Source organism: Micrococcus lylae NBRC 15355, from assembly GCF_001570885.1.
GTDB lineage: Bacteria > Actinomycetota > Actinomycetes > Actinomycetales > Micrococcaceae > Micrococcus > Micrococcus lylae.
Genome location: NZ_BCSN01000036.1, coordinates 15,107 through 27,099, shown reverse-complemented (window position 1 = coordinate 27,099; position 11,993 = coordinate 15,107). Strand labels below are relative to the sequence as shown.

Genomic DNA, 11,993 nt, shown 5'->3' with positions numbered 1-11,993 from the left:
GCTGCGTGACGAGCACCTGCGGGGCGAAGGCGCGCAGCAGCTGGGGGACGGTGGCGTGGGTGGCCCGCAGGAAGCCGGCGTCACCGGTGCGGGCCGGGACGGCGACGTTCGCGGCCGAGCCGAGCGCCTCCGGTCCGCCCACCTCGTTGGCGAACCCGGTGCCGGGGAACAGGGCGAACCCGGTCTCATGGATGGAGATCGTCAGCACGCGGGGGTCGTTGTAGAAGATCGACTGGGTGCCGTCGCCGTGATGGGCGTCCACGTCCACGTAGGCGATGCGCTCGGCGCCCAGGTCCAGCAGACGCTGGATGGCCACGGCGCAGTCGTTGTAGATGCAGAACCCGGAGGCCGCCTTGCGGGAGGCGTGGTGCATGCCACCGGAGAAGTTCACTGCGCGCCTGACCTCGCCGGACCAGACGGCCTCGGCAGCGGCCAGCGTGCCGCCGGCGATGCGCGCGGCGGACTCGTGCAGGTCCGGGAAGATCGGGCAGTCCTCGGAGCCGAGGCCGTGCTCCTCGTCCTCCGTGCCGCCCGAGGAGGCGGCCTTCACCGCGGCGATGTACTCCGGGGCGTGGGCGAGCTGGAGCTGCTCGTCCGTGGCCACCGGCGGTTCGATGATCCGCACGTTCTCGCCCGAGAGCAGGTCGAAGGACTCGATCAGACGGTGGGTGAGATCGAGTCGGAGCGGGGCCATCGGGTGCTCGGCGCTGAATCGGTACTTGAGCAGGTCCGAGTGCCAGACGACCGCTGCCGGCTGGGAATCACTGGGTGAAGACGTGGCACTCATCACTCACAGCCTACGACTGTGCGCCCCCTCACGCCTGTCGAGGGCCTTTCATGACGGACAGGTGACGCGCCCCGCATGACGGACGGGTGACGCGCCCCGCATGACGGACGGGTGAAGCCCCCGCGTGCGCACCACACGTGGTGCGACCGCGGAAGCGCGCCCGCGAACACGAGGCCGGTCGACGGGTAGCCTGTCGACCCATGGCCCCTGCCCGTCCACGCCGCCTGCCTCCCGCGGTGCACCGATCGGTGCCGCGCCCCCGCCCGGTGAGGCGACGCCGTCCCCAGCCGTGGAACTCCTCCTCACTGGAGTCCGGCCGCGGCGTGCGCGCGGCGGTCCGCCGCACCTCGCACACGGTCAAGCACCTGGCCGGGTCCTCCCCCGCCCGCTCCGCGCTGACGGCGTTCGCCCTGGTCTCGGCGGTCTTCACCGCCCTGCTGTCCCTGCCGTTCGCCGCACGGGACGGCCACCCCACCCCGTTGCACGACGCGATGTTCACCGCCGTCTCCGCCGTCTCGGTGACCGGCCTGACCACCGTGAACACCGCGGAGCACTGGTCCACGCTCGGCCACGTGATCATCCTGGTCGCCATCCAGATCGGCGGCCTGGGCATCCTGTCCATGGCGTCCCTGCTGACGCTGGCCGTCTCCCGTCACCTCGGCGTCCGGTCCAAGCTGCTCACCCAGGAGGGCGGCATGACCACGGGCCACGTGGGCGAGGTCGGCAAGCTGCTGCGCGTGGTGGTGGTGACGGTGCTGACCGCGGAGCTGATCCTTACCGCACTCATGGCGCCGCGGTTCATCGCAGAGGCCGGATCCCTGGGGCGGGGACTGTGGCACGCGGTCTTCTATGCCATCAGCTCCTTCAACAACGCCGGCTTCGTGCTGCACCCGGACGGGCTGGAGTCCTTCGCGCACGAGCCGTACCTGCTCACCCTGATCGCGGTGGGCGTGTTCGTGGGCGCCCTGGGCTTCCCCGTGGTGCTGGTGCTCATGCAGAAGGGCTGGCGTTACAGCCAGTGGAACCTGCACACGAAGCTGACCGTGGAGGTCACCCTCATCCTGCTGGCGCTGGGCGCCGTGTTCATCTGGCTCTTCGAGCACACGAACCCGAACACCCTCGGTCCCATGACCGGAGGCGAGCAGATCGGGCAGTCCCTGTTCGCCTCGGTGATGACCCGTTCGGGCGGGTTCTCGGTGATCGACGTCAACGCCCAGACCTCGGAGACCCTGCTGCTGACGGACGCGCTGATGTTCGTGGGCGGCGGCTCGGCCTCCACCGCCGGCGGCATCAAGGTCACCACGCTGGCCGTGATGTTCCTGGCGATCGTCGCCGAGGCCCGCGGAGACAAGGAGGTCACCGTCCACGGCCGCACGATCGCCCCGGAGAGCCTGCGCGTGGCGATCGCGGTGCTGGCCCTCGGCGCAACCCTCGTCCTGGTGGCAACCCTTGTGGTGCTTGCCATGACCACCGAGCAGCTGCAGCGCCCCCTGTTCGAGGCGATCTCCGCGTTCGCCACCTGCGGGCTGTCCACCGGCCTGTCCGCGGAGCTGCCGCCGGCCGGCGTCTACGTGCTGACGGGCCTGATGTTCGCCGGCCGCGTCGGTACAATCACGTTCGCCGCGGCCCTGGCCCTGCGCCAGCGCCGTGTGCTCTACCGCTACCCCGTCGAGAGGCCGATCCTTGGCTGACCAGAAGCGCATCGACCCCCATGCCCCCGTGCTCGTGATCGGCCTGGGCCGCTTCGGCGCGGCCACCGCGCAGGAGCTGGTGACGCAGGGCCGCGAGGTCCTGGCAGTCGAGAAGGACCCGGTGCTGGTGCAGAAGTGGGCGTCCACGCTGACCCACGTGGTGGAGGCGGACGCCACGGACGCCGAGGCGCTGCGCCAGCTCGGCGCGGAGGACTTCTCCGCCGCGGTGGTGGGCGTGGGCACGTCCATCGAGTCCTCGGTGCTGATCACCGTGAACCTCGTGGACCTGGAGATCCCGCACCTCTGGGTCAAGGCCATCACCGCCGCGCACGGCAAGATCCTGCGCCGCATCGGCGCCAACCACATCATCTTCCCGGAGTTCGACGCCGGCGTGCGCGCCGCGCACCTGGTCAACGGGCGCATGCTGGACTTCATCGAGTTCGACGACGACTTCGCGATCGTCAAGATGCACCCGCCGACGGAGACCGTGGGCTTCACCCTGTCCGAGTCAGACCTGCGCAAGAAGTACGGCGTGACCATCGTGGGCGTGAAGACCCCGGGCGAGGAGTTCACCTACGCCCAGCCGGACACCAAGGTCGGCCCGCGGGACACGCTGATCGTCTCCGGCCACACAGACCTGATCGAGCGCTTCGCCGCGCGACCCTGAGAGGTCCCGGCGCTGCTCGCGGTCTTCGGCCGCGGCACCGCGCCTTCACGCGCCTCGACGACGAGTTTCGGACGCATGTGCTCGAGGAGAGCGCCCGCTAAAACCGCGCACTCGCCTCCCGTTTCACCGTTCCCCGACGACGGCCGCTCCCCACAACGCCCCCGTCACCACAGGGTGTGGTGACGGGGGCATCGGTGTCTGTCTGCGCCTCCCGTTTCGCGAGCGAAAGCGTCTGGGGCGGGCTGAGGTCAGGCGCGGAACTCCTCGGCCATTTCTGCGTCGCGCTTCGCGGCTGCGTCCATGGCGCGGTTCACGAGGTCCTCCATGCCGCCGTCGAGGAAGGCCTCAACGGCCTTCTCGGTGGTGCCGTTCGGGCTCATCACGGCCTTGCGCAGGTCCTCGGCCTTGGCGCCCTCCTGCTGGAGCATGATGCCGGCGCCCTTCACGGTGGCGGCGGCCATGGCCTCGGCGGCCTCGGCGTCCAGGCCCATCTGCGCGCCGTGGGCGGCGATCAGCTCGGCGAGCAGGAACACATAGGCCGGGGCGGAGCCGGCGGTGGCCACCACGGCCGAGAGCTGCTCCTCCTCCACGGGCACCACCAGGCCGGAGCCGGCGAACAGGGCACGCACGGCGGCGGACTGCGCGGCGGTGACGGTCGGCCCCTCGGCCACGCCGACCACGCCGGAGCCGACGGTCAGCGGGGTGTTCGGCATGGTGCGCACGATCGGCTGGCCCTCCGGCAGGACCGCAGCCAGGGTGGCGGAGGTGACGCCGGCGGCCACGGAGACCACCACCGTGTCCGGGCGCAGCGACGGCGCCAGGTCCTTGAGGGTGGCGACCATGTCCTTCGGCTTGACGCCGACGAGCACGATGTCCGCCTCGGCGACGGCGGCGTGGTTGGCCTGCGGGTCCTGCTCCTGACAGGTCACGGTCACCCCGTGCCGTGCGGCGGCCTTCTCGGCGGAGGCCGCGGAGCGGGTGGTGGCCACGACGTTCTCCGCGGGCACCCCCTGGTCCAGCATCCCGGCCAGGATGGCGCCGGTCATGGTGCCCAGTCCGAGGATGGCGATGCGGGCGTCGGTGGGGGTCTGCGTCATGGGGTGGATCGCTCCTTCGACGGATCGGTGGTCTCGTTCAGGCGGCCGGCCCAGAGGCGGCGAGGTGCTCGCGGGCGAAGGCGAGGGATGCGGCGAGCTTCTCCTCGCGCTGCCCGGCGTACTCGACGCCGCGGGTGCCGACCTCCACACACACGGTACCGGCCAGACCCACTCGACCCAGATGGCGCAGGGACTCGGCGACGGGCTGGGTGCCCTCGCCGGGGACCAGGTGGTCGTCCTTGCCGGAGTCGTTGCCGTCGGTGAGGTGCACGTGCCGCAGCCGGGGCCCGAGCTCGCGGACGGCGTCGAGAGAGTCCACGCGGGCGATGGCCGCGTGGGAGAAGTCCCAGCAGATGTGCTCGTAGGGCTCGGGCAGCGGATTCCAGTGCGGCAGATACATCTTGGCCTCCCTGCCGTAGGCCCGCCACGGGTACATGTTCTCCACCGCGATCACCACACCGGTCTCCGCCATCAGCTCCTGGATCCCCTCGGCGAAGCGCACCGCGTACGTGCCCTGCCAGCGGAACGGCGGATGGGCCACCACGGTGGCCGCGCCCACGGCCTGCGCCAGCTCCACGGAGCGGCGGATCTTGGACCACGCGGAGCCCCACACCTGCTGGGTGAACAGCAGGGTCGGGGCATGGATCGAGTCGATCGGCTGGCCGTGGCGTTCGGAGAGCTTCACCAGACGGTCGGCATCACGGCTGAAGGCGTTGTGGGTGACCATCACCTCCACGCCGTCGTAGCCGAGGTCCTCGGCCGTGGCGAACACGTCCTGGGTCCCCAGGGGGAAGACCGACGACGACGAGAGCGTCACCGGGATGTCCGCGCCGAAGCGCGGGGCCGGGGCCAGGTGGGCGGAGGAGTCCGGCATGGTCAGCGCACCCCCAGACTCAGCCCCGGAAGGAGGGTGTCCGTGTTGAGGTTCACGTGTCCGACTCCGGGCCGGCCGTCACGGGTGAGGTGCCCTTCGAGCATGAGCGCGTCGAGGCGGTTGAGGATCAGGCCCTCGCGCAGCGCCCACGGGCAGATCTCGAGCTGGGCGATGCCGAACGTGCGCATCGCCGCCAACGCGACGATCGCCCCGGCGAACACCTGGTGCGCGCGGACCTCCGAGACGCCGGGCAGCTCCGCCCGCTCGGCGATGGTCATCGCCGCGAGGCGGTTCACCCACAGGTGCAGGTCGTCCGCGCGCAGGTGGCGCTTCACGAAGGGGCCCGCCGCCGAAGGCGCCGCCCCGGTGATCCGGGCGAGCGAACGGAACGTCTTCGAGGTGGCGGTGACCACCACGGGGGACTCGACGCGCGGGAAGGCGGCGTAGGCCTCCTCGAGCCGCTTCTCCACGTGTTTGCGCAGCTTCTTCACCGCCTTGGGGCTGGGCGGGTCCTCCGGCATCCAGTCGCGGGTGAGACGGCCGGCGCCCAGCGGCAGGGACAGCGCGTGCGAGGGCAGCTCGTCCTGGCCGTAGGCGATCTCGAAGGAGCCGCCGCCGATGTCGAAGTTCAGGATGGATCCGGCGTCCCAGCCCTGCCAGCGCCGCACGGCGAAGTAGGTCATGGCCGCCTCCTGGTCCCCCGTGAGCTCCGAGAGGTGCACGCGGGTCTCCGCCTGCACGCGGTCCAGCACGGCGGCGCCGTTGGCGGACTCGCGGATCGCGGAGGTGCAGAACGAGATCATGTCCTCGGCCCGGTGCTCCTCCGCGAAGGCGGCGGCCTCACGGACGAATCCCACGAGCTCCTGCTGGCCCTCCTCCGTGATGGCGCCGTCGGCGTCCTGGTAGCGGATCAGCGGAAGGGAGCGCTTGTGCTCCGCGTAGGCGACGGGACGGGCCCCGGGGTGGGCGTCCACGAGCAGCAGGTGGACGGTGTTGGACCCGATGTCCAGAACGCCGAGGCGCATGGTGTTCAGGCCTTCTTCCGTGTGGTGGTCTTCTTGGCCGGTGCCCTGCGGGCCGCCGGCTTCTTGGCGCCGCCGCGGGTGGCCGGGCCCTTCGCGCGCTTGTCCGCCAGCAGCTGGTAGGCCTCCTCGGCCGTCAGCTGCGCCGGGTCCTTGCCCCGCGGGACGGTGATGTTGGTCTGGCCGTCCGTGACGTACGGGCCGAAGCGGCCGTCCTTGACCACGACCTTCTTGCCGGACACCGGGTCCTCGCCGAACTCGGCCAGCGGCGGCTTCGCGGCGCCGCGGCCGCGCTGCTTGGGCTGGGCGTAGATCTCGAGGGCCTCCTCCAGGGTGATGGAGAAGATCTGCTCCTCGGACTGCAGCGACCGGGAGTCCGTGCCCTTCTTCAGGTACGGGCCGAAGCGGCCGTTCTGGGCGGTGATCTGCTCGCCTTCGGCGTCCGCACCGACCACACGGGGCAGGGACATCAGCTGCAGCGCCTGCTCCAGGGTGACGGTGTCCAGGTCCATGGACGTGAACAGGGAGCCGGTGCGCGGCTTCTCCTTCTTCGGCTTCTTCTTCGGCTTGGGTCTGCCGTTCTTGTAGTACTCGGTGGGCTGGGCGTCCATCCAGGCCTGCACCTGCTCCTCGGTCATCTCTGGGATGACCTCGGTGACGTACGGCCCGTAGCGGCCGTCCTTGGCCACGATGTCCCGGCCGGTCTCCGGGTCCTGGCCGAGGAGGCGCTCGGACGGCTTGGCGGTGGCGAAGAGCTCCTCGGCCTTGGCGGCGGTGAGCTCGTCCGGGGCCAGGTCCTCCGGGACGTTGGCGCGCGGCGGGGTGGTGCCGGCCTCGGCGTCCGCGGGCAGCGGCTTCTCCAGGTAGGGGCCGTACTGGCCCACGCGGAGGGTGATCTCGTCCGTGATGGGCAGGGAGTTCACGGCCCGGGCGTCGATGTCCCCGAGGTTCTCCACGATGTTCCGCAGGCCCTCGTCGCCGTCCTCGGCGCCGAAGTAGAAGGTCTGCAGCCAGGCGTCGCGGGCCAGCTCGCCGGCGGCGATGCGGTCGAGGTCGTCCTCCATGCGGGCCGTGAAGTCGTAGTCCACGTACTGGCCGAAGTAGTCCTCGAGCAGTCCGATCACGGAGAAGGCGGTCCAGGACGGGACCAGGGCGTTGCCGCGCTTGGTCACGTAGCCGCGGTCCATGATCGTGGAGATCGTGGGCGCGTAGGTGGACGGGCGGCCGATCTCGCGGCGCTCCAGCTCGGCCACGATCGAGGCCTCGGTGTAGCGGGCCGGCGGGGTGGTCTCGTGGCCGGTGGGCTCCACGGGGTCGCCGGTGAGGGTGTCGCCCTGGGACAGCTCCGGCAGGCGGCGGCCCATGGAGTCCTTGGACTCGTCCTCTGCGCCGGCGTCCTTGCCCTCCTCGTAGGCGTCCAGGAAGCCCTTGAAGGTGATCACGGTGCCGGAGGCGGAGAATCCGGCCACGCGGCCGTCGGCCGCGGCGGCGGAGAAGCGCAGGGTGGCGGTGTAGCCCTTGGCGTCGGCCATCTGGGAGGCCACGGTGCGCTTCCAGATCAGCTCGTAGAGGCGGAACTCGTCCGGGCGGAGCTCGTCCTTCACCTGCGCCGGGGTGCGGAAGGAGTCGCCGGCGGGACGGATCGCCTCGTGGGCCTCCTGCGCGGACTCGCTGCGCTTGGCGTAGGCGCGGGGCTTCTCGGGCACCGAGGCGGCACCATAGAGCTCGGTGGCCTGCGTCCGGGCCGCGTTCACGGCCTCCTGGGACAGGTTCACCGAGTCGGTACGCATGTAGGTGATGTAGCCGTTCTCGTACAGGCGCTGGGCGACCTGCATGGACACACGCGAGGACATCCGCAGCTTGCGGGAGGCCTCCTGCTGCAGCGTGGAGGTGGTGAATGGGGCGGCCGGGCGGCGGGTGTACGGCTTGTCCTCCACGGCGTCCACGGTGAAGGAGGCGCCGGTGAGCCCCTGCGCCAGCGAGCCGGCGGCGGCCTCGTCCAGGTGGGCGACCTTCTTGCCTGCGGAGGCCTTCAGCTGCCCGGCGTCGTCGAAGTCGCGGCCGGTGGCCACGCGGACGCCGTCCACGGTGGACAGGCGGGCGGTGAAGCTCGAGCCCACGGCACCGGAGGAGACGGCGCCCTCGTTCACGGTGAAGGTGCCCTCCACACCCCAGTACTGGGCGGCCACGAACGCCATGCGCTCGCGCTCGCGCTCCACCACCAGGCGGGTGGCCACGGACTGCACGCGGCCGGCGGACAGGCCGCGGGAGACCTTGCGCCACAGCACCGGGGACAGCTCGTAGCCGAACAGGCGGTCCAGGATGCGGCGGGTCTCCTGGGCGTCCACGAGGGCGGTGTCCAGCTCGCGGATGTTCTCCAGGCCGCGGGCGATGCCCTCCTTGGTGATCTCGCCGAAGGTCATGCGGTACACGGGGACCTTGGGCTTGAGGGTCTGCAGCAGGTGCCACGCGATGGCCTCGCCCTCGCGGTCGGCATCGGTGGCGAGGTAGAGCGCGTCCGCGTCCTTGAGCGCGCGCTTGAGCTCGGTGACCTTCTTCTTCTTGTCCGGGTACACCACGTAGTACGGCTCGAAGCCGTGCTCCGTGTCCACGGCGAACTTGCCGAACGGACCCTTCTTCATGTCCGCCGGCAGGTCCGAGGGCTTGGGGAGGTCACGGATGTGCCCCACGGACGAGTCCACCACCCAGCCGTCGCCGAGGTACTTGGCGATCGACTTGCTCTTGGCGGGCGACTCCACGATGACGAGCTTCTTGCCCTCGGGCACGGTGCTGGTCACGGAAGCGGATGACGTGGACAAGGGGGGTCCTCCTCGGACGGGGAAGGCGGTGGTCCCGGGCCGGTGCACGGAGCGCGCCGGCATCGGGCGGGCGTCCCCACATCGTAGGGGCACGCGGTGCCCACGATAACGCCCGGAGCCGGACAGGCCCCAGCGCGGGTCTGTCCGCCGGAGGCGGACACAGGTCCTCTCGCCCGGCTCCGGGCGGGTGGGCCGTGGCAGCGCCACGGCCCCGCCCGCTCAGCCCACCTCCACAAGGAACCCGTCCTCGTACAGCTCACGGACGGCGACCAGCAGAGCGGTCTGCGCCCTCTCGTCCAGCTCCAGCAGCGCGCCGAGCGCCCCGACGATCTGCCCGACCGTCAGCTCCCCGTCGCTGGCCGCGAGCAGCCCCGCGGTGGCGGTGTCCAGGCGGGCGGTGCGGCGGAATCCGGCCCCCTGCCGGGCCAGGATGACCTCCGGGTGCTCGGCGCCGAAGCGCTGGTGGCGCTCCTCGGTCACGTCCGCGGCCACCGTGAGGTGCAGCGAGCGCAGGGTCGCCAGGGCCGGGTCCGCCCCGACCCCCTTCCCGACGACGGCCCCCTCGCCTCCGGCGGGCCCCTCACCGTGGTCCGTGGCCTCGGCGTGGTCCGAGGCCGCACCGTGATCCGCTGCCTCGACGCGGTCTGTGCCCCGGCCCGCGGCGAGCCGGTCGCGGCGGGCGACGGCGGCCGCCCAGGCGCCGCCGATCGCGTCGTCGATCGGCTGCGTCAGCTCCTCGGTGTGGGTCCACGCTCCTGCCTGGGAGCCATCGGCGGCGGGGCGGCGCAGCCACACGTGGCCGAAGCCGACGCCCCTGACGCCGCGGGCGGCGAAGTCCGCCAGATACTGGGCGTAGCGGCGCTGGTACTGCTCCGGGTCCAGCTCCAGCGAGGAGTCCTGCAACCAGGTCTCGGCGTAGCCGGCGGCGTCCTGCAGGTCCCGCTGGATGATCCACGCCTGCACCGGCACGTCGCGGCCCTCGGCCGCGGAGACGGCGGCCGCCCCCTCGGCGACCCAGCGCCGGGGACGGGCGTCCCAGGACTCGGCTGAGGAACCACCCGCCGAGGCGGTCGAGGCACCCGCCGAGGCGGAGGCGAGCGGGCCGTCGTCGGCGCCTGACTCCGCCGCGGGGATCTCCCAGTTGGCGAGCATCTGCGCAGTGCCGCCGGGGTTCAGATGCGCCGGGATCGCGCTGATGAACTCGGCCACCAGCCGGTCCCCCTCGCGTCCGCCGTCCCGGTAGACCATCACCGGGGCGTCCGGGTCCGTGCGCGGGGTGATCACGAACGGCGGGTTGGACACCACCATGTCGAAGCGGCGGCCGGCCACCGGGGTGAGCATGTCCCCGGCCAGCAGCTCCACGCGCTCGCCCATGTTCTCCCGGTCCAGGCCCAGCACGTCCGCGTTGAGCAGCAGGTTGAACCGGGTGTAGTCCAGGCAGCGCGGCGCCAGGTCCGTGGCGGTGACGTGGCGGGCGTGGGCGAGCAGGTGCAAGGTCTGGATGCCGCAGCCGGTGCCGAGGTCCAAGGCAGTGTCCACCTCGCGGCGCTGGACGGCCCCGGCCAGGGTGAGCGAGGCGCGGCCGACGCCGAGGACGTGCTCAGCCGGCAAGGGGCCGCGCCGCTGCAGGGCGGTCTGGTCCGAGGCGACCCACATCGGCCCCGGCTCGTCCGCGTCATAGGGAGAGAGGTCGCAGGCGGCACGGACAGTGCCCTCCGGGTCGCCCGGGTGGGCGTCCATGAGCAGTCCGGCCTCGCGCAGCCCGTCCAGGCCGAGGGCGGGGACGGCGGCGGCGAGGTCCGCGGCGGGGACCGGGTCTCCGAGCATGAAGGCGCCGGCCATCGCGGCCAGCGGGCAGTCCGGCTCCGAGACGCCGGCGGCCAGGACGGCGCGGGCCGCCTCAGCGTGCTCGCGGTCCAGGGCGGACACGGCCATGGGGCCCAGCAGGGCCTCCACGGCCCCGGTGGTGTAGGGCAGGGCGGCGAGGTCGGCGGCCAGCCTGGCGGCCGTCGTCGGGGTGAGGCTCGGTGCCGGCGGGACGGCCCCGGACGGGGCGGCGCCGTGCGAGCCGGTGCCGGACGGGGCGGCGGGGACGGGAGAGGCGGTGCTCATGCAGTGCTCCGGGCGGTGCAGGCGGGACAGGTCCAGGCGGTGTCCTGGGCGCAGTCCGCGCAGCGGACGGTGAGGGTCGTGCAGGCGGGGTCGACGCAGTTGCGCAGGTCCGAGGTGGGGGCCTGGCAGCCGTGGCAGCGGCCGATGGTCTCCGCGTCCTCGGTGAACCGGGTGGACAGGCGGCGGTCGAAGACGGCGAGCTCGCCGTGCCAGAGCCCGGAGTCCCCGAAGGCCTCCCCGTAGCGGACGATGCCGCCGTCGATCTGGTAGACCTCCTCGAACCCGCGCTGACGCAGCAGGGCGGAGAGGATCTCGCAGCGCACCCCGCCGGTGCAGTAGGAGACCACCGGGGAGTGCTTGAGGTGGTCCAGGGCGCCGGAGTCCACGGCCGCCAGCAGGTCCCGGGTGGTCTGCGCCTCGGGCACCACGGCCCCTTCGAAGCGCCCGATCTGGGCCTCCACGGTGTTGCGCCCGTCCAGGAACACGACCGGGCGGTCCGTGTCGGCGCGCTCGGCCACGAGCTCGTTGACCCGCTGCGGGCTCAGGTGTTCGCCGGTGCCGACCACGCCGTGCTCGTCCACCTCGATGCGCTCCGGGGCGCCGAACGCCACGAGCTCCGGCTTCACCTTCACGGACAGCCGCGGGAAGTCCTCGGCCGAACCGTCCGACCACTTCACGTCCAGGTCCCGGAAGGCCGGGTGCTCGCGGGTCTGCTTCACGTACTGCTTCACCGCGTCCACCGGCCCGCCGACCGTGCCGTTGATGCCCTGCGGGGAGACGATGATCCTCCCGGTCAGGCCCAGCTGGCGGCACAGGGCGCGCTGCCACAGGCGCACGGCCTCCGGGTCGGACAGCGGGGCGAAGCGGTAGTAGAGGGCGATGCGGGAGACGGTCGAGGGGCTCATCGGCGATCAGCCTAGTGCG

9 protein-coding genes are annotated in these 11,993 nt (G+C 72.0%); 2 read left to right on the top strand and 7 right to left on the bottom strand.

Annotation, left to right across the window (positions count from 1 at the left end):
* Positions 1-787, bottom strand: a 787-nt coding sequence (locus MLY01S_RS08335; RefSeq protein ID WP_169795143.1) for an acetoin utilization protein AcuC, incomplete at its 3' end; no start/stop codon positions are given.
* Positions 788-987: 200 nt separating this feature from the next.
* Here MLY01S_RS08335 and MLY01S_RS08330 point away from each other — a divergent pair.
* On the top strand, positions 988-2,478 hold the full coding sequence (locus MLY01S_RS08330) for a TrkH family potassium uptake protein (RefSeq protein ID WP_082739881.1): 1,491 nt from the start codon (positions 988-990) through the stop codon (positions 2,476-2,478).
* Complete coding sequence (locus MLY01S_RS08325) at positions 2,471-3,145, top strand: potassium channel family protein (RefSeq protein WP_067191092.1); 675 nt, start codon at positions 2,471-2,473, stop codon at positions 3,143-3,145. The genes MLY01S_RS08330 and MLY01S_RS08325 overlap by 8 nt, the downstream gene beginning before the upstream one ends.
* Before the next feature lie 248 nt (positions 3,146-3,393).
* Here the strand turns inward: MLY01S_RS08325 and proC are convergent, their stop codons facing one another.
* The 6 genes from proC to trhO all read right to left on the bottom strand — a co-directional run bounded on the left by proC (position 3,394) and on the right by trhO (position 11,974).
* Positions 3,394-4,242: a pyrroline-5-carboxylate reductase gene (gene proC, locus MLY01S_RS08320; protein WP_067191091.1), complete on the bottom strand. Its 849-nt coding sequence runs from the start codon at positions 4,240-4,242 to the stop codon at positions 3,394-3,396.
* Positions 4,243-4,279: 37 nt separating this feature from the next.
* Positions 4,280-5,116: a sugar phosphate isomerase/epimerase family protein gene (locus MLY01S_RS08315; RefSeq protein WP_067191089.1), complete on the bottom strand. Its 837-nt coding sequence runs from the start codon at positions 5,114-5,116 to the stop codon at positions 4,280-4,282.
* Between the two features lie 2 nt (positions 5,117-5,118).
* Positions 5,119-6,141: a Ppx/GppA family phosphatase gene (locus MLY01S_RS08310; protein ID WP_067191087.1), complete on the bottom strand. Its 1,023-nt coding sequence runs from the start codon at positions 6,139-6,141 to the stop codon at positions 5,119-5,121.
* A gap of 5 nt (positions 6,142-6,146) precedes the next feature.
* Positions 6,147-8,936, bottom strand: a complete 2,790-nt coding sequence (topA, locus tag MLY01S_RS08305) for a type I DNA topoisomerase (RefSeq protein WP_371327633.1) — start codon at positions 8,934-8,936, stop codon at positions 6,147-6,149.
* A 240-nt stretch (positions 8,937-9,176) separates the two neighbouring features.
* Positions 9,177-11,069 (bottom strand): DUF7059 domain-containing protein, encoded by a 1,893-nt coding sequence (locus tag MLY01S_RS08300; RefSeq protein ID WP_082739879.1) that lies wholly within the window; start codon positions 11,067-11,069, stop codon positions 9,177-9,179.
* Positions 11,066-11,974 (bottom strand): oxygen-dependent tRNA uridine(34) hydroxylase TrhO, encoded by a 909-nt coding sequence (trhO, locus tag MLY01S_RS08295; protein WP_067191083.1) that lies wholly within the window; start codon positions 11,972-11,974, stop codon positions 11,066-11,068. Before trhO ends, MLY01S_RS08300 begins: the two co-directional genes overlap by 4 nt.
* Positions 11,975-11,993: the final 19 nt, after the last annotated feature.